The organism is Streptomyces sp. Je 1-332, from assembly GCF_040730185.1.
In the GTDB taxonomy this organism is placed as follows: Bacteria; Actinomycetota; Actinomycetes; order Streptomycetales; family Streptomycetaceae; genus Streptomyces.
Genome location: NZ_CP160402.1, coordinates 5,878,254 through 5,902,511 on the forward strand (window position 1 = coordinate 5,878,254; position 24,258 = coordinate 5,902,511).

The window sequence follows — 24,258 nt, forward strand, 5'->3', positions numbered from 1 at the left end:
GGAGACGCCGATGCCCCCAGGCATCACGATCGCCGCAGACGCCCCGCAGTTGTCTGCCGCCAACACAGGGTTCATGCTCATCTGTTCCGCCCTGGTGATGCTCATGACGCCGGGACTCGCCTTCTTCTACGGAGGCATGGTCCGCGTCAAGAGCACGCTGAACATGCTGATGATGAGCTTCATCAGCCTGGGGATCGTCACCATCCTCTGGGTGCTGTACGGCTTCTCCATCGCGTTCGGCACCGACCACGGCAGCCTCTTCGGCTGGTCGTCCGACTACGTCGGCCTGAGCGGCATCGGGCTCAACGAGCTGTGGGACGGCTACACCATCCCGGTCTACGTCTTCGCGGTGTTCCAGCTGATGTTCGCGATCATCACGCCCGCACTGATCAGCGGTGCGCTCGCCGACCGCGTGAAGTTCACCGCCTGGGCGCTGTTCGTGGCCCTCTGGGCCACGGTCGTCTACTTCCCGGTCGCGCACTGGGTGTGGGGCGCGGGCGGCTGGGCCTTCGAACTCGGCGTCATCGACTTCGCCGGCGGCACGGCCGTGCACATCAACGCCGGTGCCGCTGCGCTCGGCGTGATCCTGGTCATCGGCAAGCGCGTCGGTTTCAAGAAGGACCCGATGCGGCCGCACAGCCTGCCGCTCGTCATGCTCGGCGCCGCCCTCCTGTGGTTCGGCTGGTTCGGCTTCAACGCCGGATCGTGGCTGGGCAACGACGACGGTGTCGGCGCGGTGATGTTCCTGAACACGCAGGTCGCCACCGGTGCGGCCATGCTGGCCTGGCTCGCCTACGAGAAGATCCGGCACGGCGCGTTCACCACGCTCGGTGCCGCGTCGGGTGCCGTCGCGGGTCTCGTCGCGATCACCCCGTCCGGCGGTTCCTGCTCGCCGCTCGGCGCGATCGCCATCGGCGCCATCGCCGGTCTGCTCTGCGCCATGGCCGTCGGCCTCAAGTTCAAGTTCGGCTACGACGACTCCCTCGACGTCGTCGGTGTCCACCTCGTCGGCGGTGTCGTGGGTTCGCTGCTCGTCGGCTTCTTCGCCACCGGCGGCGTCCAGTCCGACGCCAAGGGCCTCTTCTATGGCGGCGGGCTCGACCAGCTGGGCAAGCAGGCCGCCGGTGTCGGCGCCGTCCTCGCGTACTCCCTGATCGCCTCCGCGATCCTCGCCTTCCTGGTCGACAAGACCATCGGGATGCGGGTCAGCGACGACGAGGAGGTCGCGGGCATCGACCAGGTGCAGCACGCCGAGACCGCGTACGACTTCAGTGGCGCGGGCGGTGGCACGGCGCCCCGTACCGCCGCCGCGCCCGGCCCGCCGGCCCAGGATGCCGGCAAGGCCGCGAACGAGAAGAACAAGAGGGTGGACGCATGAAGCTCATCACCGCTGTCGTCAAGCCGCACCGGCTCGACGAGATCAAGGAAGCCCTCCAGGCCTTCGGCGTCCAGGGCCTGACCGTCACCGAGGCCAGCGGCTACGGCCGCCAGCGCGGCCACACCGAGGTCTACCGTGGCGCGGAGTACACCGTCGACCTCGTGCCGAAGATCCGGATCGAGGTCCTGGTCGAGGACGACGACGCCGAACAGCTCGTGGATGTCGTGGTGAAGGCGGCCCGGACCGGCAAGATCGGGGACGGCAAGGTCTGGAGCGTCCCGGTCGACACGGCGGTGCGGGTGCGGACAGGCGATCGTGGGCCTGATGCGTTGTGAGCTCTGTCGGCAGGGCTGAGCTGACAGAACTGAGCGGAACTGAGCGGAACTGACAGGAGCTGCTGGGTGACGAGTGTGGACGTACGTACTGGATCGGACTCGGAAGACTCCGGACCCAGCGGCTATGCGGCGGCCCGGCTGCGCCTCCTCCAAGGGGAGGCGCGGTCCGGGCCGCCGCGCCGTTCGGCCCTCGCCGACCTCACGGACGACTGGCTGACCGGCCTCTTCACGGCCGCGGGGGCGCCGCGGGGGGCCGCACTGGTGGCCGTTGGCGGGTACGGCAGGGGAGAGCTGTCGCCTCGCAGCGACCTCGACCTGCTGTTGCTGCACGACGGCAGCGCGGACGCCGGTGAGGTGGCGGCCCTCGCGGACCGCATCTGGTACCCCATCTGGGATCTCGGCCTCGCGCTCGACCACTCCGTGCGCACATCCGCGGAGGCGCGCAGGACCGCGGGCGAGGACCTCAAGGTGCAGCTGGGGCTGCTCGACGCGCGGCACGTCGTGGGGGATCTCGGGCTGACCACCGGGTTGCGCACGGCGGTGCTCGCCGACTGGCGGAACCTCGCGCCGAAACGGCTGCCCGAGCTGCGCGAGCTGTGCGAGGAACGCGCCGAACGCCAGGGGGAGTTGAGCTATCTCCTGGAGCCGGACCTGAAGGAGGCCCGCGGCGGTCTGCGGGATGCGACCGCGCTGCGGGCCGTCGCCGCATCGTGGCTGGCGGACGCGCCGCGCGAGGGGCTCGCCGATGCCCGGCGGCGGCTGCTCGACGTGCGGGACGCGCTGCATCTGACCACGGGGAGGGCCACGGACCGGCTCGCGCTGCAGGAGCAGGACCAAGTCGCGGCGGAGTTGGGCCTGTTGGACGCGGATGCCTTGCTGCGGCAGGTGTACGAGTCCGCCCGCACCATCTCGTACGCGAGTGACGTGACGTGGCGCGAGGTGGGCAGGGTGCTGCGGTCCCGGTCCGTGCGGCCTCGGCTGCGGGCGATGCTGGGGGGCTCCAAGGGGGCTGCGGCCGAGCGGTCGCCGCTGGCCGAGGGGGTGGTGGAGCAGGACGGGGAGGTCGTCCTCGCCCGGACCGCCCGGCCCGAGCGGGATCCGGTGCTGCCGCTGCGGGCGGCTGCCGCGGCCGCTCAGGCAGGGCTGCCCCTGTCGCTGCACGCGGTGCGCAGGATGGCCGCGGCGGTGCGGCCCCTGCCCACGCCGTGGCCCGCGGAGGCGAGGGAGCAGCTGGTGACGCTGTTGGGGGCGGGACGTCCGACGGTCGAGGTGTGGGAGGCCCTTGAGGCAGAAGGGCTGGTCACCCGGCTGCTGCCCGACTGGGAGCGCGTGCGGTGCCGGCCGCAGCGCAACGCCGTGCATACATGGACGGTCGACCGGCATCTGGTGGAGACGGCGGTGCAGGCCTCGGAGCTGACCCGCCGCGTGGGACGGCCCGACCTGCTCCTGGTGGCCGGGCTGCTGCACGACATCGGGAAGGGCTGGCCAGGGGACCACTCGGAGGCCGGGGAGATCATCGCCCGGGACGTCGCGGCCCGGATCGGTTTCGACCGGGCGGACGTGGCGGTCATCGCGACCCTGGTACGCCATCACCTGCTGCTCGTCGAGACGGCCACCCGGCGGGACCTCGACGATCCGGCCACGGTGGGGGCGGTGGCGGACGCGGTGGGCTCGACCGGGACGCTCGAACTGCTGCACGCGCTCACAGAGGCGGACGCGCTGGCCACCGGCCCCGCGGCGTGGTCGGCATGGCGGGGTTCGCTCGTCGCCGACCTCGTGAAGCGGGTGGGTGCGGTGCTTTCGGGGGAGGAGCCGGTGGCGGCGGAGGATGTCGCTCCCACCGCCGAGCAGGAGCGTCTCGCGGTGGAGGCGTTCCGCACGGGCGGGCCGGTGCTGGCCCTGCGGGCGCAGACGGAGGGCGCTTCGGCGGAGGAGTCGGCCGGGGACCCGGAGCCGCTGGGCGTGGAGCTGGTCATCGCGGTGCCGGACCAGCCGGGCGTGCTGTCCGCCGTCGCGGGGGTGCTCGCCGTGCACCGGCTCGCGGTGCGGACGGCGGAGCTGCGGGGGGTTGCTCTGCCGTCCGGTATCGAGGACTCGGTGCTGCTCCTGAACTGGCGCGTCGCCGCGGAGTACGGCTCCCTGCCGCAGGCCGCGCGGCTGCGGGCGGACCTGGTGCGGGCCCTGGACGGTTCATTGGACATCGGGGCGCGGTTGGCCGAGCGGGATGCCGCGTACCCGCGGCGGCGGGGCACTCTCGCGCCGCCGCCCCGGGTGACCGTGGCTTCGGCGGGCTCGCGCCTCGCGACGGTGATCGAGGTGCGGGCCCAGGACGCGCCGGGCCTGCTGCACCGCATCGGCCGGGCGCTGGAGTCGGCGGGCGTGGAGGTACGAAGCGCGCACGTCTCGACCCTGGGGGCGAACGCGGTGGACGCGTTCTACGTCACGGGGGAGGGGGCGCCGCTGCCGGGGGAGCGGGCTGCGGGGGTGGCCCGGACGGTGGAGGCGGCTTTGCGGGGGTAGGCGGCGGGTTCGGCGGGCTTCGCGGCTGTTCGCGTGCGCCGCTGGCGCATGTAGCTGTGCGTGTTCCCGCCTGCGCCGCGGCTGTACGCGTTCCCCACCCGCCCCGTTCCTGTAAGCGTTCCCCACCCGCCCCGTTCCTGTAAGCGCTCCCCACCCACCGCGCTGCTGTGGGCGCTCCCCACCCGCCCCGTTCCTGTAAGCGCTCCCCACCCACCGCGCTGCTGTACGCGCTCGCCACCCGCCCCGCTGCTGTAAGCGCTCCCCACCCACCCCCCCTTGGCGCTGCGGGGCAATCGGGTGGGTGGGTGGGAAAGCTTGTTCGTTCATGAGGCAGCTGCGGGGTGATGGGCGGGTGGGTGGGAGAGGCCTGTTCGCCGGACCCGCTGCCGGGTGGCGAGAGGGAGGGGCCCACCCCGCCCCGGGGTACACGAGCCCCGGGGTACACGAGCCCCCGTACACGAGCCCCCCGTACACGAGCCCCCCGTACACGAGCCCCGCATATACGAGCCCCGCGACACTGCGGGCCCGCCCGCCCGGCGGGGCAGATACCCTGGAGGGCGACCTATCCGCCCGCCCCCGACCCGAGGATTCGCGACCGCCGTGTTCGACACTCTCTCCGACCGCCTCGCAGCGACATTCAAGAACCTCCGGGGCAAGGGCCGCCTGTCCGAGGCGGACATCGACGCCACGGCGCGCGAGATCCGCATCGCCCTGCTCGAGGCGGACGTCGCCCTCCCCGTAGTCCGGGCCTTCATCAAGCAGATCAAGGAACGCGCGACCGGGGCCGAGGTCTCCCAGGCCCTGAACCCCGCCCAGCAGGTCATCAAGATCGTCAACGAGGAGCTCGTCGGCATCCTCGGCGGCGAGACCCGACGCCTGCGGTTCGCCAAGAACCCGCCGACCGTCATCATGCTCGCCGGCCTGCAGGGTGCCGGTAAGACCACCCTCGCCGGAAAGCTCGGCCTCTGGCTGAAGGGGCAGGGCCACTCGCCGCTCCTGGTGGCGTGCGACCTGCAGCGCCCCAACGCCGTGAACCAGCTGTCCGTCGTCGCCGAGCGCGCGGGCGTCGGCGTCTACGCCCCCCAGCCGGGCAACGGCGTGGGCGACCCGGTCCAGGTCGCCAAGGACTCGATCGAGTTCGCCAAGACCAAGCAGTACGACGTCGTCATCGTCGACACCGCGGGCCGCCTCGGCATCGACCAGGAGCTGATGCAGCAGGCCGCGGACATCCGCGACGCCGTCAGCCCGGACGAGGTCCTCTTCGTCGTCGACGCCATGATCGGTCAGGACGCCGTCAACACGGCGGAGTCCTTCCGCGACGGCGTCGGCTTCGACGGCGTGGTTCTCTCCAAGCTCGACGGTGACGCCCGCGGTGGCGCCGCCCTGTCGATCGCCCAGGTCACGGGCCGTCAGATCATGTTCGCCTCGAACGGCGAGAAGCTGGACGACTTCGACGCGTTCCACCCGGACCGCATGGCGTCCCGCATCCTCGGCATGGGCGACATGCTCACGCTGATCGAGAAGGCCGAGCAGACCTTCTCCCAGCAAGAGGCCGAGAAGATGGCCTCCAAGCTGGCGAGCAGCAAGGGCAAGGACTTCACGCTCGACGACTTCCTGGCCCAGATGGAGCAGGTCCGCAAGATGGGCAGCATCAGCAAGCTGCTCGGGATGATGCCCGGCATGGGGCAGATCAAGGACCAGATCAACAACCTGGACGAGCGGGACGTCGACCGCACCGCCGCCATCATCAAGTCGATGACGCCGGGCGAGCGCCACGAGCCGACCATCATCAACGGCTCGCGCCGCGCTCGTATCGCCAAGGGTTCCGGCGTCGACGTCAGCGCCGTCAAGAACCTGGTCGAGCGCTTCTTCGAGGCCCGCAAGATGATGTCGCGGATGGCCCAGGGCGGCGGAATGCCGGGCATGCCCGGGATGCCGGGCATGGGTGGCGGCGCCGCCAAGCAGAAGAAGAAGCAGAAGCAGGCCAAGGGCAAGCGGAAGTCGGGCAACCCGATGAAGCGCAAGCAGGAGGAGCAGGAGGCCGCCGCCCGCCGCGAGCAGGCGGCGCAGGAAGGCGGCGCCTTCGGCCTCCCCGCGGGGCAGCAGGCGCAGGACTTCGAGCTGCCGGACGAGTTCAAGAAGTTCATGGGCTGAGGCCCTGCTTTTCGTACGACGCCTGGGGCGCCCTTCTCCACAGAGGGGCGCCCCAGGCGTTTCCGGCGCAGGTGCCCGGCCCATGTTTGTGTCGTAACGTCCGGATATGAGCAACCCTGTGCCGCCGCGCCGGGCGCCCGACCAGCCATGGCGCTCCGAGGGCGCGCCCCCGCCCGAGCCCAAGCCGCCGCCGAAGAAGAAGATGCCGGGCGGCTGGGGCCGCCTCATCCTCACCGCGCTCATCGTCTTTCTCATCGCCAACCTCGTCCTCTCCTTCCTCGACGAGGGCGACGAGCCGACGATCTCGTACACGGAGTTCAGCAAGCAGGTCGACTCCGGGAACGTCACGAAGATCTACTCCAAGGGCGACGCGATCCAGGGGCAGCTCAAGAAGGAGCAGGAGAAGCCGGGCGACGAGAAGGGGAAGTACACCAAGTTCATCACCCAGCGCCCCGCCTTCGCCGACGACAAGCTCTGGGACGACCTCACCAAGCACGACGTCACCGTCACCGCCGAACCCGTCGTCCAGGAACGCAGCTTCCTCTCCAACCTGCTCATCTCGCTCGCCCCGATGCTGCTCCTGGTCTTCCTGTGGATCTTCATCGCACGGCGGATGAGCTCGGGCATGGGCGGCGGCGCCGGCGGCATGCTGGGCCGCAAGGCCCCGCCCAAGCCGGTGGAGCTCGAACCCGGCGACCAGCGCACCACCTTCGAGGACGTGGCGGGCATCGACGAGGTCGAGGGCGAGCTCAGTGACGTCGTCGACTTCCTGAAGAACCCTTCCGCATACCGCGAGATGGGCGCCAAGATGCCGCGGGGCGTGCTCCTTGCGGGCTTGCCCGGCACCGGCAAGACGCTGCTCGCGCGGGCCGTCGCCGGCGAGGCCGGGGTGCCCTTCTTCTCGGCGTCCGCCTCGGAGTTCATCGAGATGATCGTGGGCGTCGGGGCGTCGCGCGTACGTGAACTCTTCGCCGAGGCAAGGAAAGTCGCGCCGTCCATCATCTTCATCGACGAGATCGACACCATCGGACGGGCGCGCGGCGGCGGCAGCGCAATGGGCGGCCACGACGAGCGCGAGCAGACGCTGAACCAGATCCTCACCGAGATGGATGGTTTCTCGGGCTCCGAAGGTGTCATCGTCCTGGCGGCCACCAACCGCGCCGACATCCTCGACCCCGCCCTGACGCGCCCAGGCCGCTTCGACCGGGTCGTCACCGTCAGCCCGCCCGATCGCGGCGGCCGCGAGGCCATCCTCAAGATCCACACCCGCGAGATCCCGATGGCGGCCGACATCGACCTCGCCCAAGTCGCCCGTACGACACCGGGGATGACCGGCGCCGAACTCGCCAACCTCGCCAACGAGGCCGCCCTGCTCGCGGTGAAGCGCAAGCAGAAGGAAGTGACGCAGTCCGACCTCTCCGAGGCCCTGGAGAAGGTCCAGCTCGGCGCCGAGCGGCCGCTGGTCATGCCCGACGAGGAGCGGCGGCGCACGGCGTACCACGAGAGCGGGCACGCCCTCCTCGGCATGCTGCAGCCCGGTGCCGACCCCGTCCGGAAGATCACCATCGTGCCCCGGGGGCGCGCGCTCGGCGTCACGCTGTCGACGCCGGACTCCGACAAGTACGCGTACACGGAGGAGTATCTGCGCGGCCGGATCGTCGGAGCCCTGGGCGGCATGGCGGCCGAACACGTCGTCTTCGACGTCATCACCACGGGCGCGGAGAGCGACCTCGAACAGGTCACCAACATCGCCCGCGGCATGGTTGGCCGCTGGGGCATGAGCGAGCGGGTGGGCCGGCTCTCCGCACTGCCGAACGACGCCCAGCAGGCCTACGGGCTCTCGGCCGCCCCCGGAACGCTCGATGTGATCGACCACGAGATGCGCCGGATCGTCGACGAGTGCTACGAGAGCGCCTGCCGGCAGCTGAGGGACCACAGGGGCCAGTTGGACGCCCTGGCCGCGGCGCTCCTGGAGAACGAGACCCTGGAGGAGGAGGCGGCGTACCGGGTCGCCGGCATCACGCGACTCACCAAGGACGTCGACTAGCCGGCCGGTTCGGTGACGAAGCGGCCCCGCGGCTCCCCTCGCAGGCGCCCCGGGGGGAGCTTCCTGCCGTACAGGACGAGGAGAAGGTCCTGCGCGGCGCCGGTCAGCGGGGTGCCCGTGCCGTAACTCCAGTCGAGGTCGTCGGCGCGCAGTTCGACTCCGGAGACGTCCGCCCCGAAGAACTTGGTGGATTTGGGCGTGACCTCCTTAAGAAGGACGCTGACACGGTCCCGGGGAACCCTGCGTCCGAGACCCAGGGCCACCGAGATGTCCAGGCCGTGATCCACGTGCTGCGCGCAGGCGGGCATCCGGCCCCGTGTCGCCTTCGAGGCGGCCGCACCGCAGGTCTTGGTGCAACTCGTCGTACGCGGTCTCGGCGTGGCCGTTCTGCCCGCGCTCGAACCGCGTACGGCGGCCGTCTACGGGCTGCGGACACTGGAGATCACCGATCCCCCCGCCAGAGGCAGGATCGCCCTGACCTGGCGCACGGACGGGCCCGCGAGCCCGGCGGCGAGGGTGCTCCTCGACCGGCTGCGGACAGCCCTGGTCCGAAGCTAGCGGGGGCTGCCGCGTCCGAAGCTGGCGGGGGCTATCGCGTACGCGCGATCAAGTACCGGAACACGTTCGGCATCCATACGGTCCCGTCCCGCCGCTTGTGCGGGTGCAGGGCCTCCGTCAGCTCCTTGTCGACCTGTACCTGGTCCGTCGCGCCCACCGCCGCGTCGAACAGCCCCGTCGAGAGCAGACCGCGGACCGCGCTGTCCGTGTCCGCGTACCCGAAGGGGCACGCGACGCGACCCGAGCCGTCCGGCTTGAGGCCCGCCCGCTGGGCGACCTCCTCCAGGTCGTCACGGAGTGCGGGGCGCCAACTCCCCGTACTACGGAGCGGTTCGGTGAGCTTGGTCGCCACCTTCAGTACAGAAGAGGTCGCGCACCGCTCCGGCGGGCCCCATCCCGCGAGGACCACCGGTGTGCCGCGCCCGGCCAGCGGGACGGTGGCCTCCAGGAGGCCGGAAAGGCCCTCGGAGTCGCCCGCCACGCAGCCGATCGGCTGGAACGCGGTCACCATGTTGAAGGTGGGCGTGCCCGGCCCCGAGACGTCGGCGGGGCCTCCCTCCACGAGCCGGGTGCCGCCCTGCGGCCGAGCGGCCGACCCCGTGTCGGGCAGCAGTCGCTCGCGCGCCAGGGCGAGCCTTTCGGGTGCCGAGGGGTCGACGCCGGTGACCGACGCTCCCCGGGAAGCCGCCATCAGGAGGGCGAGTCCGGAACCGCAGCCGAGACCGAGAAGCCGTGTCCCGCCGCCCACGTCGAGTCGTTCGTACACCGCTTCATAGAGCGGGACCAGCATCCGTTCCTGGATCTCCGCCCAGTCACGCGCGCGTGCGCACCGGTCCACACCGCGCGGGGTCGTGCCCGCGCGGGGGAGGTGCGGCTGCGCGAGTGTTGGTGTCATCGAAAGCGCCCCAATCCGCCGAGAGTTGCTGGAGTGTCGTATTCAAACGGTTCGTCCGCCCCCGTGCAGTGCGCTCGCACTCCCCCCGTATGCCAGAGAACTCCGCATCAGTCGCGGCGTCCAGGGGTTGTGGGGCAATGCTTGCGTGCCACCGTCGTGCGCCCCCTGGAGGAATCGCGGAGAATTCAGTTCACCCTCTCCGGAGGCTGGCCGTACCATGCGCGCCATGGCTAAGGCACCCGTTCTCACGCCCCGGGCGGAAGACTTTCCGCGCTGGTACCAAGACCTGATCAGCAAGGCCGAGCTGGCCGACAACGGCCCGGTGCGCGGCACGATGGTGATCAGGCCGTACGGCTACGGCCTGTGGGAACGCATGCAGCAGGACATGGACACCCGCATCAAGGAGACGGGTACCCAGAACGCCTACTTCCCTCTCCTCATCCCGCAGTCGTATCTGACCAGGGAGGCGGAGCACGTCGAAGGCTTCGCCCCCGAACTGGCCGTCGTCACGCACGGCGGGGGCAAGGAGCTGGAGGAGCCGGCGGTCATCCGCCCCACCTCCGAGACGATCATCAACGAGTACTTCTCCAAGTGGGTGCAGAGCTACCGCGACCTGCCGCTCCTGATCAACCAGTGGGCCAACGTGGTCCGCTGGGAGCTGCGGCCCCGCCTCTTCCTGCGGACCTCGGAGTTCCTCTGGCAGGAGGGCCACACGGCCCACGCGACGTACGAGGAAGCACGCGACTTCGCGTCCCGCATCCACCAGGACGTCTACGGCGCGTTCATGCGGGACGTCCTCGCGATGGACTTCGTGCTGGGCCGCAAGACCGCCCAGGAGCGCTTCGCGGGTGCCATCAACACCCTCACGCTCGAAGGCATGATGGGCGACGGCAAGGCCCTCCAGCTCGGCACGAGCCACGAGCTCGGCCAGAACTTCGCCGAGGCCTTCCACACCCAGTACCTCTCCAGGGAAGGCAAGCAGGAGCTCGTCTGGCAGACCTCCTGGGGCAGTACGACGCGGATGATCGGCGCCCTGGTGATGATGCACGGCGACGACAGCGGCCTGCGGGTCCCGCCGCGCCTCGCGCCGGTGCAGGCCGTCATCCTCGCCATCAAGGGCGACGACGCCGTGCTCGCCAAGGTCCGCGAGATCGGCGACCGCCTCAAGGCCGCGGGCGTGCGCGTCCAGGTCGACGACCGCACGGACACCCCCTTCGGGCGCCGCGCCGTCGACTGGGAGCTCAAGGGAGTGCCGGTCCGCGTCGAGGTCGGTCCGCGCGACCTGGCGAACGGCACCGCGATGCTGGCCCGCCGCATCAGGGGCGGCAAGGAGCCGGTGGCGATCGACGCCCTGGCGTCACTGCTGCCCGCCGTCCTCGAAGAGGACCAGCAACTGCTGCTCGACCAGGCCCGCGAGCGCCGTGAGTCCCGCACCTCGGACGTCACCACCGTCGACCAGGCCGTGGAGGCCACCGCCGCCGGCGGCTGGGCGCGCATCCCCTGGGCCACGCTCGGCCCGGAGGGCGAGGCGAAGCTCGCCGAGCACTCCGTGTCCGTACGGTGTCTGGTCACGGAGGACGGGGCGGTGCCGGACGCCGATGAGACCCCGGGTAACGTCGCTCTGGTGGCCCGCGCCTACTGACGACCGTGCCTCCGGTGAAAGCGTGCTCGCTCTCGGCTCGTACGCCCGGCCGGGCACCACGGGCCCGGTGTGACCGGTCGTCCTACGCGCGGGGGCGTACGCGCCACTACGTACCGGCTTGCCATGAGCTGCGAGGCTTCTATGCAGATCAGCGCACCCGCCCTCGTCCGGACGCATCAATGGCAACTGACGGGTACGTGCAAATTATTTGGGATGCCCCGGAATGGAACCCCTGGGCATCCCGGCTCGTTGTTCACGACGTGAGCACGACACCACCTGTTCTCGCCGCAGAGCTGGCACAGGCGTGGGCCGATATTCAGCGGCACCACCCCGAGCTGCCCGATCTTGCCGCGCCCGAATCCCTGATCGGAGAGTCGTCGTCCGCCTGCGGCGCCGAACTCTCCTTCGAGCGACTGCTCCATGAGGCAGTCCATGGCATCGCCGCGTCACGCGGCGTACGCGACACCTCACGTGCGGGCCGCTATCACAACCGCAGATTCCTCGCGATCGCCGAGGAGCTGGGCCTCGACCACCCCGAGGAGCCGCACCCCAGCAGCGGCTTCTCGCTGGTCACGCTCAACCCCGAGGCGCGTAAGCGCTACCGCCCGACGATCGAGCGACTCCAGCGCGCCCTCAAGGCGCACACTGCCGCGACCGCCGCCGACACGGCACGCAGCTTCCGGGGCCCGGCCGCCCGGCACGGCTCCTCCGGGGGCGGCGTCCGCGTCAAGGCGGTCTGCGACTGCGGGCGCAACGTCCGCGTGGTCCCCTCGGTGCTCGCCCAGGCGCCCATCGTCTGCGGCGGCTGCGGCAAGCCCTTCCGCATCCCGGAAGTGGTCGGTGCCGTGGCGGGCTGACGGGCTGACGGGCTGAGCTGGGGCTGCGTGGGCCGGGGCGCCGGACTGGTGACGGACGCCCCGGCGGCGTATGGCACAATGGCTAGCTGTACTCGACAGCCGCATAGGAACCCTCTCGCCTCCGGCTGACGCGTCCATCGGGCACCCCGAGTACCGCAACCCCACGTGGCATCTCGTTGTGCCCAACCACGTCAAGACCAGGAGACACCACTCCAGTGGCAGTCAAGATCAAGCTGAAGCGTCTGGGCAAGATCCGTTCGCCTCACTACCGCATCGTCGTCGCCGACTCCCGTACCCGCCGTGATGGTCGGGCCATCGAGGAGATCGGTCTGTACCACCCGGTGCAGAACCCCTCGCGCATCGAGGTCGACTCGGAGCGCGCGCAGTACTGGCTCTCCGTCGGCGCTCAGCCGACCGAGCCGGTCATGGCGATCCTGAAGCTCACCGGTGACTGGCAGAAGCACAAGGGCCTGCCGGCCCCGGCGCCGCTGCTCGTCGCCGAGCCCAAGGACAAGCGCGCCGCGTTCGAGGCCTTCACCAAGGGCCTCGAGGGCGACGAGGCGAAGGGTGAGGCCATCACCCAGAAGGCCAAGAAGGCTGACAAGAAGGCGGACGAGGCCAAGGCCGAGTCCACCGAGTCGACCGAGGCCTGAGCATGCTCGAGGAGGCTCTCGAGCACCTCGTGAAGGGCATCGTCGACAACCCCGACGACGTGCAGGTCGCCTCGCGCAACCTGCGCCGGGGGCGTGTGCTCGAGGTCCGGGTCCACCCGGATGACCTCGGCAAGGTGATCGGCCGCAACGGCCGTACCGCGCGCGCTCTGCGGACCGTCGTGGGCGCCATCGGCGGCCGCGGTGTCCGCGTCGACCTCGTCGACGTGGACCAGGTTCACTGAACCACAGGTAGCACCGGCACGGGCCGGGGAGGGCTTCTGGGCCTTCCTCGGCCCGTAGTCGTCTGTAGGCGCTTACGGGCCCCCTTCCGTAGGCACACGACAGGAGAGAGAGCAGTGCAGCTGGTAGTCGCGCGGATCGGCCGCGCCCATGGCATCAAGGGTGAGGTCACCGTCGAGGTGCGCACCGACGAGCCGGAACTGCGGCTCGGGCCCGGCGCCGTGCTCGCCACCGACCCCGCTTCCACGGGGCCGCTGACGATCGAGACCGGCCGGGTGCACAGTGGCCGTCTGCTGCTGCGCTTCGAGGGCGTACGTGACCGCACGGGCGCCGAGGCGCTGCGCAACACGCTGCTGATCGCGGAGGTCGACCCGGAGGAGCTTCCGGAGGACGAGGACGAGTACTACGACCACCAGCTGATGGACCTCGACATCGTCACCAAGGACGGCACCGAGGTCGGCCGGATCACCGAGATCTCGCACCTGCCCTCGCAGGACCTGTTCATCGTGGAGCGGCCCGACGGCAGCGAGGTGATGATCCCCTTCGTGGAGGAGATCGTCACCGAGATCGACCTGGAGGAGCAGCGGGCGATCATCGACCCGCCGCCCGGCCTGATCGACGACCGCGCGGAGATCGCCTCCGCCAGGGACGACGAGGGGTCTGCGGGGGACGAGTCCCCGAGGGACGGCGCCTGATGCGGCTCGACGTCGTCACGATCTTCCCCGAGTACCTGGAACCCCTGAACGTCTCCCTCGTCGGCAAGGCACGCGCGCGTGGCCAGCTCGACGTGAACGTGCACGACCTCAGGGAGTGGACGTACGACCGGCACAACACGGTCGACGACACCCCCTACGGCGGCGGCCCCGGCATGGTCATGAAGACCGAGCCCTGGGGCGCGGCGCTCGACGACGTACTCGCCGAGGGGTACGAGGCGGGGGCCCACGGGCCCGTCCTCGTCGTCCCCACGCCCAGCGGACGCCCCTTCACCCAGGAGCTCGCCGTGGAGCTCTCCGAGCGGCCCTGGCTGGTCTTCACGCCCGCGCGCTACGAGGGCATCGACCGCCGCGTCATGGACGAGTACGCGACCCGGATGCCGGTCTACGAGGTGTCGATCGGCGACTACGTCCTGGCGGGCGGCGAGGCGGCCGTCCTGGTGGTCACCGAGGCCGTGGCCCGGCTCCTGCCCGGAGTCCTCGGCAACGCCGAGTCCCACCGCGACGACTCCTTCGCGCCCGGCGCCATGGCGAACCTCCTCGAAGGTCCCGTCTACACCAAGCCGCCCGAGTGGCGCGGTCACGGCATTCCGGACGTGCTGATCAGCGGCCACCACGGCAAGATCGCGCGCTGGCGCAGGGACGAGGCGCTGCGGCGAACGGTCCGCAACAGGCCCGATCTGATCGAGCGCTGCGACCCCGCTATCTTCGACAAGAAGGACCGCGAGATGCTCTCGATCCTGGGGTGGCGTCCGGGCCCCGACGGCCGATTTGGGCGAGACCCCGAGGCCGTGGAACAATAGGCCGCTGCTGTACGTCCAGCGCGCGCCCCTGCCACAGGGGGAACGACGCCCGCCCGACGCGAACAGCTATCGAATCTCATCACGAATCTCCCGCTGATGACCTGTGGCATCAGTGAAGAAAGCAGACGATCATGGCTAACCTGCTCGACTCCGTCGACAGCGCTTCGCTGCGCACCGACATCCCGGCCTTCCGCCCGGGTGACACCGTCAACGTCCACGTGCGCGTCATCGAGGGCAACCGCTCCCGTGTCCAGCAGTTCAAGGGCGTAGTCATCCGTCGCCAGGGTGCCGGCGTGCGCGAGACCTTCACGGTCCGCAAGGTCTCCTTCTCCGTCGGCGTGGAGCGCACCTTCCCGGTGCACACCCCGATCGTCGAGAAGATCGAGCTCGTCTCCCGCGGCGCCGTGCGCCGCGCGAAGCTGTACTACCTCCGTGAGCTGCGCGGCAAGGCCGCGAAGATCAAGGAGAAGCGCGACAACTGAGCTCGCGCACGGGTCCACAGCGGAGCCGGATAGCATCTGGCCCCGATGGACACCGAAGCACAGCACACGGAGCGCGAACGCTCCTCCCCACCCACCGATTCCCCGAGCGCCGAGCGCGAGGGTGAGTCCGAGGGGGCGGAGGACCGGTCGCGCTCCGCTTTTGTGTCGTTCGTGTCCTGGGTCCCCGGCGGCAGAGCCACCCTGACGCTGCTGATCTGCATGGTGTCCCTGCTGCTCGTCAGCACCTTCGTGATGCAGCCGTTCCAGATCCCCAGCGGCTCCATGGAGCCCGCGTTCCGGGTCGGAGACCGGGTACTCGTCAACAAGTTGGCGTACCGTTTCGGTTCCGAGCCGCAGCGAGGTGACGCGGTCGTCTTCGACGGCAGCGGCTACTTCGGAGATGCCGACTACATCAAGCGGGTCGCAGGGGTAGGGGGAGACCGCGTGGTCTGCTGCGACGAGCGGGGGAGGATCAAGGTGAACGGCGAGCCCGTCGACGAGCCGTACCTCTACCCGGGAGACGCCCCCTCGAGGGCGCGCTTCGTCGCCGTCGTCCCCGAAGGCAGCCTGTTCCTCCTCGGTGACCACCGCAGCGACTCCCGTGACTCCCGCGACCACCTCGGGCAGCCCGGCGGCGGCATGATCCCCGTCGACTCCGTGATCGGCAGGGCCGACTGGATCGCCTGGCCCATCGGGCACTGGACCTCCCTGGAGCGTCCCGACAGCTACGCGCGCGTGCCGTCACCAGGCGGCGCGCATGGGTAACCGCGGGCGGGCACGCGCGGCCAGTCACCGAGCCGACACCCGGCTGCCCACCGGTGACCGGCCCACCACAGGGCCCGTCCTGCCCGGGAGGGCCGAGCGGCGCAAGCTCGCGCGGAAGGTCAAGCGGCGAAGGCGGCGCTCGGCGATCAAGGAGATACCCCTCCTGATAGGCGTCGCGCTGCTGATAGCCCTGGTCCTGAAGACCTTCCTGGTGCAGGCGTTCGTGATCCCGTCGGGCTCGATGGAGCAGACGATCAAGATCGGCGACCGCGTACTGGTCGACAAGCTCACCCCGTGGTTCGGTGCCAAGCCCGCGCGCGGCGATGTCGTCGTCTTCGAGGACCCCGGCAACTGGCTCGAGGACGAACAGACCAAGAAGAAGGACGACCCCGTAGGCGTCAAACAGGTCAAGGAAGGCCTCTCCTTCATCGGACTGCTGCCGTCCGACAACGAACGCGACCTGATCAAGCGTGTGGTCGGCGTCGGCGGCGACACCGTGAAGTGCTGTGACAAGAACAAGAAGCTCACGGTCAACGGAGTCCCTCTCACCGAGCCGTACATCAACCCGGGGGACGAGCCCTCGTCCTTCGAGTTCGAGGTGAAGGTCCCCGAAGGGCGCCTCTTCGTCATGGGTGACCACCGCTCCGACTCGGCCGACTCCCGCTTCCACCGCACCGAGAAGTTCAGCGGCACCGTCTCCGAGGAGAGCGTGGTCGGGCGCGCACTGGTCATCGCCTGGCCCTTTGACCATTGGCGCAAACTGGAGGAGCCGGAGACGTACGCGTCGGTGCCCGACGCGCGTGCGGGGTCGGACACGGCCCTCGGGCCGTCGCATAGGGTGGCACACGGCGATCGATACGGATTGACCGGACTCCCGACCCCTGCGGAACTCCCGCTCGTTATGGGAGTGGTGGGCCTGCATCGCATCAGGAGCGGGCAGCGGCACGGACTGAGGAGTGGATGTGGGGGATGTGGCGGTCGGCGCACGGTCCGGACACGGTGGGCCCGAGGAGCAGCCAGGGCGATCAGGCGAGCCGGAGGCCGAGGCCACGGCGGGCGGCGTGAACCCCGGGAGTGACACCGCGGGCGTCTCGGCCGCACCCGGTGAGCAGGACGGGAAGCCCGCCAAGGAGGCGAAGAAGCCCCGCTCCTTCTGGAAGGAGCTGCCGCTCCTCATCGGCATCGCGCTGATCCTGGCGCTGGTGATCAAGACGTTCCTGGTGCAGGCGTTCTCGATTCCCTCGGACTCGATGCAGAACACGCTCCAGCAGGGCGACCGCGTACTGGTCGACAAGCTGACCCCGTGGTTCGGCTCGGAGCCCGAGCGCGGCGAGGTCGTCGTCTTCCGGGACCCCGGCCACTGGCTGGACGGTGAACCCACCCCCGACCCGAACGCGATCCAGCGGGTCCTCGGCTGGGTCGGCCTGATGCCGTCCGCCGACGAGAAGGACCTGATCAAGCGGGTGATCGCGGTCGGCGGCGACACGGTGGAGTGCAAGGGCACAGGCCCGGTGAAGGTCAACGGCAAGGCACTGAACGAGCCGTACGTCTTCGAGGGCAACACCCCGTGCAGCGTCGACGACCAGGGCGGCCAGTTCAAGGAGACCGTTCCCCCGGGCAAAATCTGGGTCATGGGTGACCACCGGCAGAACTCGCTGGACTCCCGCTACCACCAGAACCAGCCCGGCGGCGGCGCCGTCCCCGTGGACAACGTCGTGGGCCGCGCCATCGTGATCGCCTGGCCGCCCACCCGCTGGGCCACGCTGCCCAAGCCGGACACCTTCGACCAGCCCGGCATCAACGCCGCGATGAGCGCGGCCCCCGCCGCCCTCGGGCTCGCAGGTGCGGTGCCGGTCGTGCTCTGGCGCAGGCGTCGGCTCACGGTGGCCGCTGCGCGGGCCGCGAGGGTTTCTGGCGGAGGTACCGCCGGGTAGGGTGCCGTCCCAGATCGCCGATCTTCCGCGCGCCTGTTCGTAGGGGCGCGGGGTCGTCTCCGATATGGGGGAGCACCGGGATGAGCAGGACACAACGTACGGACGAGGGCCACGGACGGCTCGGCAGCGTGCTGTCGGGACTGGCCGTGGCCCTTGGCTGTGTGCTCTTCCTGGGGGGCTTCGTGTGGGGCGCCGTCGTGTACCAGCCGTACACCGTTCCCACCGGGTCGATGACGCCGACGATCGGCGCGGGCGACCGTGTTCTGGCCGAGCGGATGGACGGCGACGATGTGCGCCGCGGTGACGTCGTCGTCTTCCGGCAGGCCAGCTGGGGCGATCTGCCGATGGTCAAGCGCGTGGTCGGCGTCGGCGGCGACCGGATCTCCTGCTGCACGGACGGCAAGCTGATGGTCAACGGCAAGCCGGTCGCAGAACCGTATCTGCTGGACGGTGAGGGTGCCGCGGCCACCGGAATCCCGGCCACCACGGTCCCCAAGGGCAACCTCTTCCTGCTCGGTGACGAGCGCAGCGGCTCCCTGGACTCCAGCGTGCACCTGGGCGACTCCAACCACGGCTCGGTGCCGCGCAGCGCGGTGGAGGGACGGGTCGACGCGGTGGCCTGGCCGACGGAGAGGCTCGGCACGCTGGAGCGGCCGGAGGGCTTCGCGGACATGCCGGGCGGCATCTCGGACCCCGGGCCGGTGGGACTCATGGTGTGGTCAGTGGTGGCGGGCGCCGTGCTCGTCCTGGGCGGCGCCGCGTACGGACCGGTGGCCAAGCGGATGCGGCGCGGTCGTGAGCGGCCGCGGAGCGGTGAACGCACGGGGGCGACGGCCCGTGTCGGCTGAGCCGCAGCCGGAAGCGTCGCGGAAGGTCGCGCGGGTGGTGCTGCTGGACCCGCAGGACCGGATTCTCCTGCTGCACGGCCATGAGCCGGAGGACGTGGCGGACGACTGGTGGTTCACGCCGGGCGGCGGTCTTGAGGGCGACGAGACGCATGAACAGGCCGCACTGCGTGAACTGATGGAAGAGACGGGCATCACGGAGGTCGAGCTCGGCCCCGCCCTGTGGCAGCGGTTCTGCTCCTTCCCCTTCGCCGGACGGCGCTGGGACCAGGACGAGCGGTACTACCTGGCGCGTACGTCACAGACGTTCACGCAGGCCACAGGGCTGACGGAGCTGGAACGACGGAGTGTCGCCGGAGCGCGTTGGTGGACGTGCCAGGAACTGACCGAGGCACATGAGACGGTGTATCCGACCAGGCTCGCCGAGTTGCTTCGCAAGCTGCTCGACGAGGGTCCTCCGAGCCGGCCCGAGACCCTCGACACGGAAATCGTGTAGAGGCTCCAGAGGCTGACGCACAATAGGGGGACGCACGGCTGAAGGGGAACATGCCATGAGCGCCGAGGACCTCGAGAAGTACGAGACCGAGATGGAGCTGAAGCTCTACCGGGAGTACCGCGATGTCGTCGGTCTGTTCAAATACGTGATCGAGACCGAACGGCGCTTCTACCTCACCAACGACTACGAGATGCAGGTGCACTCCGTCCAGGGTGAGGTTTTCTTCGAGGTGTCCATGGCGGACGCCTGGGTGTGGGACATGTACAGGCCCGCGCGGTTCGTGAAGCAGGTGCGTGTCCTCACGTTCAAGGACGTGAATATCGAGGAGCTCAACAAGAGCGACCTCGAGCTGCCGGGAGGCTGAGTCCACCGCCTTCGCGCCTTCCGCTTTCCGCCTCCCGCCTCTCCTTCGCCGTCACGGGTGAGCGAGTTCACCGTCACGGGTGAGCGAGTTATCCACAACGCGTGAGTCGTCCACCAAGATCCACAACGCTCGGGGCTGAGTCCCAGTGTGGGTGTCGGAGGTGGTTCCGACATGAACGCACGTGGAGCACTCGGGCGGTACGGCGAAGATCTGGCCGCGCGGCGGCTGGGCGAAGCCGGGATGACGGTTCTGGAGCGCAACTGGCGCGGTGGCAGGACCGGCGAGATCGACATCGTGGCCATGGACGGCGAAGCGCTGGTCGTCTGTGAGGTCAAGACGCGCAGAGCCGCCATGGTCGGCTCGGGGATCTATCAGCATCCGATGGCGGCCGTGGGCCGGACCAAGGCGGAGCGGCTGCGGCGCCTGGCCGAGCGCTGGATCGAGGAGCGCGGGGGCCCACCGCCGGGCGGAGTGCGGATCGACCTCGTCGGCGTGCTGATCCCACGCCGCGGGGCCCCCGTCGTGGAGCACGCGCGGGGGGTGGCCTGATGGGATTCGCGCGTACGTGTTCCGTAGCGCTGGTGGGCGTCGAGGGCGTGGTCGTCGAGGTGCAGGCCGACCTGGAGCCGGGCGTCGCGGCGTTCACGCTGGTCGGGCTCCCGGACAAGAGCCTGACGGAGAGCAAGGACCGGGTCAGGGCCGCGGTGGTCAACTCCGGCGGGGAGTGGCCGCAGAAAAAGCTCACGGTGGGCCTCAGCCCGGCGTCGGTGCCCAAGGGCGGCAGCGGCTTCGATCTCGCGATCGCCTGCGCGGTGCTCGGCGCGGCGGAGCGGATCGACCCGCGGACCCTCGCGGACATCGTGATGATCGGCGAGCTGGGGCTGGACGGGCGGGTGCGGCCGGTCAGGGGAGTGCTGCCCGCGGTCCTCGCGGCGGCGGACGCGGGCTATGAGCAGGTCGTCGTCCCGGAGTGCACGGCGGCGGAGGCGGCACTGGTGCCGGGGGTCTCGGTGCTCGGGGTGCGCAGCCTGCGCCAGCTGATCGCGGTGCTGACCGATGAGCCGGTCCCCGAGGAGGAGCCGGACGAACCCGGGCGGCCGGACCCCATGCTCGCGGGCCTCTGCGTGCCCGGGACCGGCGTGGGCACGGGGCTCAGCGGCGGCCTGGACGACGCCCTCGCCCTGGACCTCGCCGATGTCGTCGGACAGACCTCCGCCCGGACCGCCGTGGAGGTGGCGGCGACAGGCGGCCATCACCTCTTCCTGCAGGGCCCGCCGGGCGCCGGAAAGACGATGCTCGCGGAGCGGCTGCCGGCGATCTTGCCCCGGCTCACCCGGGAGGAGTCCCTGGAGGTGACGGCTGTCCACTCCGTGGCGGGCATGCTCCCACCGGGCAAGCCGTTGGTGGACACCGCGCCGTACTGCGCGCCGCACCACTCCGCGACGATGCAGTCCTTGGTGGGCGGCGGCAAGGGAGTCGCGCGGCCTGGAGCGGTGTCGTTGGCACATCGTGGCGTGCTCTTTCTCGATGAGGCGCCGGAGTTCAGCAGCCAGACCCTGGACTCCCTGCGCCAGCCCCTGGAAGCGGGCCATGTGGTGATCGCTCGCAGCGCGGGAGTGGTGCGCCTGCCCGCGAAGTTCCTGATGGTCCTTGCGGCCAACCCCTGTCCGTGCGGTCGGCACACCCTGCTGGGCGAAGGCTGCGAGTGCCCGGCGTCCGTCATCCGCCGCTACCAGGCGCGGCTCTCGGGGCCGCTGCTCGACAGGGTCGACCTGAAGGTCGAGGTGGAGCCCGTCACCCGATCCGAACTGGCGGGGTACGGCACTCCGGGGGACTCCACGCAGACGGTCGCCGACCGGGTGCGCGCCGCCAGGGAGCGGGCGGCGGCCAGGCTGGCGGGCACCGGGTGGCGGACGAACGGCGAAGTGCCGGGGCACGCCCTGCGCACGCGGTGGCCCGCGGAACCGGGCGCCTTGGACGCCGCCGAACTCGACCTGGAGCGCGGGTTCCTGACCGCCCGAGGGCTCGACCGTGTCCTGCGGGTCGCCTGGACCGTCGCGGACCTCGCGGGGCGCGGCCGGCCCGCGACGCAGGACGTCGCCCTGGCGCTGCAGTTGCGGACGGGGGTGGCGCGCGGTGTGCCGATGGCGATCGGGGCGCTGACATGACCTCGGCCGCGGGTTCCGCCCCGGAGGAAGAGCGGCTGGCGAGGGCCGCCCTGACCCGGATCCTCGAACCGGGGGACGAGGTGGGCGGGCGGTGGTTGCGTGAGACCGGGGCCGTCGAGGTGGTGCGGCGGCTGATCGAGGGGGAGGAGCTTCTTGCTGGGGTGACACCGGCCCGGTGGGAAGGGCTGCGGGCGCGGGCAGGGAAGGCGCGGCCCGAGCGGGACCTGGCGGAGGCGTGGGACGCGGGAGTGCGGTTCGTGTGTCCGGGGGAGGCGGAGTGGCCCGTTCAGTTGGATGATCTCGGGGACGCGCGGCCGGTGGGGTTGTGGGTGCGGGGGCGGCCCAGCCTGCGGATATGGGCCCTGCGGTCGGTGGCGGTGGTCGGGGCCCGGGCCTGCACGGAGTACGGGGCGCACATGGCGGCGGGTCTCGGCGCGGGGTTGGCCGAGCGGGGCTGGGTGGTCGTGTCGGGCGGTGCCTATGGGGTGGACGGGGCCGCGCACAGGGGAGCGCTGGGCGCCGGTGGGGCCACGGTCGCGGTGCTTGCGTGCGGGGTGGACCGGGCCTATCCGCGAGGCCATGCCGAGTTGCTCAGGAGGATCGCGGAACAGGGTCTGCTGGTGGGGGAGTTGCCGCCCGGGGATCACCCCACACCGAGCAGATTCATCCTCCGTAACCGCCTGATCGCCGCTCTCACCCGGGGGAGTGTCGTCGTCGAGGCCGCGTACCGCAGTGGTGCGCTCGCCACGGCGCGCAGCGCGCGGGAGCTGGGACGGTTCACGATGGGGGTGCCGGGTCCCGCGACAAGCGGTCTGTCGGCGGGGGTGCACGAACTCCTGCGGCGTGACGGGGTTCTGGTGACCGACGCGGCGGAAATCGTCGAGTTGGTGGGCGACATGGGCGAGCTGGCTCCCGAGCGGCGGGGCCCTGTCGTGCCGCGCGATCTGCTCGCGCCGGAAGCCGCGCGGGTCCTCGCGGCCGTGCCCGGCCGGGGCAGTGCCTCGGCCCAGGAGATCGCACTCGGGGCGGGCATGGTGGTCGACGCGGCGATCGGTCGGTTGTACGAGTTGCGCTCCCTGGGGTTTGTCGAACGACACGGCGACGGCTGGCAGTTGACACGCCAGGCGAATGCATCGGTCTTGCAGAAGGGAGGCGGTTGGTGACCGACCGTGTTCGGCCGTCTGGATGAACCCCCGACGGCCTTGGGAATGGCCGTAGTTGACGCTTCATGGTCGTCACACACGGCGACGAGCGGTACTCGGTGGGGCGCCCAGCGGAACGTATCTGCGTACGCGGGATCCCCTACTGTTCGCACACTGCGACACTTCAGTCACGCTACGCTCACAAGGATTCCGACGCGGACAGGCAACCACAGGCAAGCAGACGGACAACCTCATTCACTTCACGCAAACTCACCACCTCGCGGGCGTGGACCACTCCATCGGCTCGCACGACCTCACCAGTTCACGGCAGAACGGCTCAAGGCAACAAATGCCCCAGCACACCTCAGGGTCCGATCGGGCGGCGGCTCCCCCCGCCGCCCGTAGCGGCGAGCGGGAGCGGCCCCCCGCCCCCTCGTCGCTGGACGAGCTGTGGCGGTCGTACAAGGACACGGGGGACGGGCGGCTGCGCGAGCAGCTGATCCTGCACTACTCACCGCTGGTGAAGTACGTCGCGGGCCGGGTCAGCGTGGGCCTGCCGCCCAATGTCGAGCAGGCGGACTTCGTGTCGTCCGGGGTGTTCGGTCTCATCGACGCGATCGAGAAGTTCGACATCGAGCGGTCGATCAAGTTCGAGACGTACGCGATCACTCGTATCCGTGGCGCGATGATCGACGAACTCCGGGCGCTCGACTGGATTCCCCGGTCCGTGCGGCAGAAGGCACGCAACGTCGAGCGGGCCTACGCCACGCTCGAGGCGCAGTTGCGGCGCACGCCGTCGGAGGGCGAGGTCGCCCACGAGATGGGCATCGCCATCGAGGAACTGCACGCCATTTTCAGCCAGTTGTCGCTGGCGAACGTGGTGGCCCTGGAGGAGCTGCTGCACGTCGGCGGTGAGGGCGGCAACCGGCTGAGCCTGATGGACACGCTCGAGGACACCGCCGCCGACAACCCCGTCGAGGTCGCCGAGGACCGCGAGCTGCGGCGGCTGCTCGCGCGCGCGATCAACACGCTGCCGGAGCGGGAGAAGACCGTCGTCACGCTCTACTACTACGAAGGCCTGACGCTCGCCGAGATCGGCAACGTGCTCGGCGTGACGGAGAGCCGGGTGAGCCAGATCCACACGAAATCCGTGCTGCAGCTGCGGGCGAAGCTGGCGAGTTTCGGCCGCTGAGAGCGCTGAATCGTCCCTGCCCCAGGCCCACGGCCGCCCCTGCTCCGGCCCGTGCCGCGCGGTCCGGGGGCGCGG

At 70.5% G+C, this 24,258-nt stretch carries 24 protein-coding genes and 1 pseudogene; 23 read left to right on the forward strand and 2 right to left on the reverse strand.

Going from position 1 to position 24,258, the window contains the following annotated elements; all coding sequences use genetic code 11:
• Positions 1 to 10: 10 nt before the first annotated feature.
• The 5 genes from ABXJ52_RS26735 to ftsH all read left to right on the forward strand — a co-directional run bounded on the left by ABXJ52_RS26735 (position 11) and on the right by ftsH (position 8,434).
• On the forward strand, positions 11 to 1,378 hold the full coding sequence (locus ABXJ52_RS26735; RefSeq protein WP_367045200.1) for an ammonium transporter: 1,368 nt from the start codon (positions 11 to 13) through the stop codon (positions 1,376 to 1,378).
• Complete coding sequence (locus tag ABXJ52_RS26740) at positions 1,375 to 1,713, forward strand: P-II family nitrogen regulator (protein ID WP_367045201.1); 339 nt, start codon at positions 1,375 to 1,377, stop codon at positions 1,711 to 1,713. The genes ABXJ52_RS26735 and ABXJ52_RS26740 overlap by 4 nt, the downstream gene beginning before the upstream one ends.
• A 66-nt stretch (positions 1,714 to 1,779) precedes the next feature.
• Positions 1,780 to 4,233: a [protein-PII] uridylyltransferase gene (locus tag ABXJ52_RS26745; protein WP_367045202.1), complete on the forward strand. Its 2,454-nt coding sequence runs from the start codon at positions 1,780 to 1,782 to the stop codon at positions 4,231 to 4,233.
• A gap of 600 nt (positions 4,234 to 4,833) precedes the next feature.
• Entirely contained in the window at positions 4,834 to 6,387 is a 1,554-nt protein-coding gene (ffh, locus tag ABXJ52_RS26750) for a signal recognition particle protein (protein WP_367045203.1), read from the forward strand.
• 106 nt (positions 6,388 to 6,493) lie between these two features.
• Positions 6,494 to 8,434 carry an ATP-dependent zinc metalloprotease FtsH gene (gene ftsH, locus ABXJ52_RS26755; protein ID WP_367045204.1) on the forward strand — a complete coding sequence of 647 codons (1,941 nt, stop codon included), beginning with the start codon at positions 6,494 to 6,496 and terminating at the stop codon, positions 8,432 to 8,434.
• Here ftsH and ABXJ52_RS26760 read toward each other — a convergent pair.
• Positions 8,431 to 8,721: pseudogene (locus ABXJ52_RS26760) on the reverse strand (hypothetical protein); the annotation flags it as partial. The gene ftsH and the pseudogene ABXJ52_RS26760 sit on opposite strands and share 4 nt — an antisense overlap.
• A gap of 64 nt (positions 8,722 to 8,785) precedes the next feature.
• On the opposite strand from ABXJ52_RS26760, the gene ABXJ52_RS26765 reads away from it, so the two are divergent.
• Positions 8,786 to 8,992 carry a LysR substrate-binding domain-containing protein gene (locus ABXJ52_RS26765; RefSeq protein WP_367045205.1) on the forward strand — a complete coding sequence of 69 codons (207 nt, stop codon included), beginning with the start codon at positions 8,786 to 8,788 and terminating at the stop codon, positions 8,990 to 8,992.
• A 31-nt stretch (positions 8,993 to 9,023) separates the two neighbouring features.
• On the opposite strand, the gene ABXJ52_RS26770 is transcribed toward ABXJ52_RS26765, so the two are convergent.
• Positions 9,024 to 9,887 carry an SAM-dependent methyltransferase gene (locus ABXJ52_RS26770; RefSeq protein ID WP_367045206.1) on the reverse strand — a complete coding sequence of 288 codons (864 nt, stop codon included), beginning with the start codon at positions 9,885 to 9,887 and terminating at the stop codon, positions 9,024 to 9,026.
• 226 nt (positions 9,888 to 10,113) lie between these two features.
• On the opposite strand from ABXJ52_RS26770, the gene proS reads away from it, so the two are divergent.
• From proS to whiG, 17 genes are all read left to right on the forward strand, one after another.
• Positions 10,114 to 11,529 (forward strand): proline--tRNA ligase, encoded by a 1,416-nt coding sequence (gene proS, locus ABXJ52_RS26775; RefSeq protein WP_367045207.1) that lies wholly within the window; start codon positions 10,114 to 10,116, stop codon positions 11,527 to 11,529.
• A gap of 260 nt (positions 11,530 to 11,789) precedes the next feature.
• Positions 11,790 to 12,386, forward strand: a complete 597-nt coding sequence (locus ABXJ52_RS26780) for a hypothetical protein (protein ID WP_344525344.1) — start codon at positions 11,790 to 11,792, stop codon at positions 12,384 to 12,386.
• A gap of 215 nt (positions 12,387 to 12,601) precedes the next feature.
• Entirely contained in the window at positions 12,602 to 13,039 is a 438-nt protein-coding gene (gene rpsP, locus ABXJ52_RS26785) for a 30S ribosomal protein S16 (protein WP_367045208.1), read from the forward strand.
• 2 nt (positions 13,040 to 13,041) lie between these two features.
• Complete coding sequence (locus ABXJ52_RS26790; RefSeq protein WP_030361979.1) at positions 13,042 to 13,281, forward strand: RNA-binding protein; 240 nt, start codon at positions 13,042 to 13,044, stop codon at positions 13,279 to 13,281.
• Positions 13,282 to 13,395: 114 nt separating this feature from the next.
• Positions 13,396 to 13,974, forward strand: coding sequence for a ribosome maturation factor RimM (rimM, locus tag ABXJ52_RS26795; protein ID WP_367045209.1), 579 nt, complete (start codon positions 13,396 to 13,398; stop codon positions 13,972 to 13,974).
• Complete coding sequence (gene trmD / locus ABXJ52_RS26800; protein WP_367045210.1) at positions 13,974 to 14,795, forward strand: tRNA (guanosine(37)-N1)-methyltransferase TrmD; 822 nt, start codon at positions 13,974 to 13,976, stop codon at positions 14,793 to 14,795. The genes rimM and trmD overlap by 1 nt, the downstream gene beginning before the upstream one ends.
• Before the next feature lie 131 nt (positions 14,796 to 14,926).
• Entirely contained in the window at positions 14,927 to 15,277 is a 351-nt protein-coding gene (rplS, locus tag ABXJ52_RS26805) for a 50S ribosomal protein L19 (RefSeq protein WP_160507458.1), read from the forward strand.
• 45 nt (positions 15,278 to 15,322) lie between these two features.
• Positions 15,323 to 16,042 (forward strand): signal peptidase I, encoded by a 720-nt coding sequence (lepB, locus tag ABXJ52_RS26810; protein ID WP_367045211.1) that lies wholly within the window; start codon positions 15,323 to 15,325, stop codon positions 16,040 to 16,042.
• Positions 16,035 to 17,120 (forward strand): signal peptidase I, encoded by a 1,086-nt coding sequence (lepB, locus tag ABXJ52_RS26815; protein WP_367045212.1) that lies wholly within the window; start codon positions 16,035 to 16,037, stop codon positions 17,118 to 17,120. Before lepB (ABXJ52_RS26810) ends, lepB (ABXJ52_RS26815) begins: the two co-directional genes overlap by 8 nt.
• Entirely contained in the window at positions 17,005 to 17,976 is a 972-nt protein-coding gene (lepB, locus tag ABXJ52_RS26820; protein ID WP_367045213.1) for a signal peptidase I, read from the forward strand. Before lepB (ABXJ52_RS26815) ends, lepB (ABXJ52_RS26820) begins: the two co-directional genes overlap by 116 nt.
• An 80-nt stretch (positions 17,977 to 18,056) precedes the next feature.
• Positions 18,057 to 18,824 carry a signal peptidase I gene (gene lepB / locus ABXJ52_RS26825; RefSeq protein ID WP_367045214.1) on the forward strand — a complete coding sequence of 256 codons (768 nt, stop codon included), beginning with the start codon at positions 18,057 to 18,059 and terminating at the stop codon, positions 18,822 to 18,824.
• A complete protein-coding gene (locus ABXJ52_RS26830; protein ID WP_367045215.1) occupies positions 18,814 to 19,317 on the forward strand; it encodes an NUDIX hydrolase in 504 nt (167 codons plus the stop codon). Before lepB (ABXJ52_RS26825) ends, ABXJ52_RS26830 begins: the two co-directional genes overlap by 11 nt.
• A gap of 55 nt (positions 19,318 to 19,372) precedes the next feature.
• A complete protein-coding gene (locus tag ABXJ52_RS26835; RefSeq protein ID WP_003965949.1) occupies positions 19,373 to 19,681 on the forward strand; it encodes a DUF2469 domain-containing protein in 309 nt (102 codons plus the stop codon).
• 171 nt (positions 19,682 to 19,852) lie between these two features.
• Entirely contained in the window at positions 19,853 to 20,230 is a 378-nt protein-coding gene (locus ABXJ52_RS26840) for a YraN family protein (RefSeq protein ID WP_367045216.1), read from the forward strand.
• Positions 20,230 to 21,849 (forward strand): YifB family Mg chelatase-like AAA ATPase, encoded by a 1,620-nt coding sequence (locus tag ABXJ52_RS26845; protein ID WP_367045217.1) that lies wholly within the window; start codon positions 20,230 to 20,232, stop codon positions 21,847 to 21,849. Before ABXJ52_RS26840 ends, ABXJ52_RS26845 begins: the two co-directional genes overlap by 1 nt.
• Positions 21,846 to 23,012, forward strand: coding sequence for a DNA-processing protein DprA (dprA, locus tag ABXJ52_RS26850; protein ID WP_367045218.1), 1,167 nt, complete (start codon positions 21,846 to 21,848; stop codon positions 23,010 to 23,012). The genes ABXJ52_RS26845 and dprA overlap by 4 nt, the downstream gene beginning before the upstream one ends.
• Before the next feature lie 328 nt (positions 23,013 to 23,340).
• Entirely contained in the window at positions 23,341 to 24,183 is an 843-nt protein-coding gene (gene whiG / locus ABXJ52_RS26855; RefSeq protein WP_365824115.1) for an RNA polymerase sigma factor WhiG, read from the forward strand.
• The last annotated feature ends 75 nt before the right edge of the window (positions 24,184 to 24,258 follow it).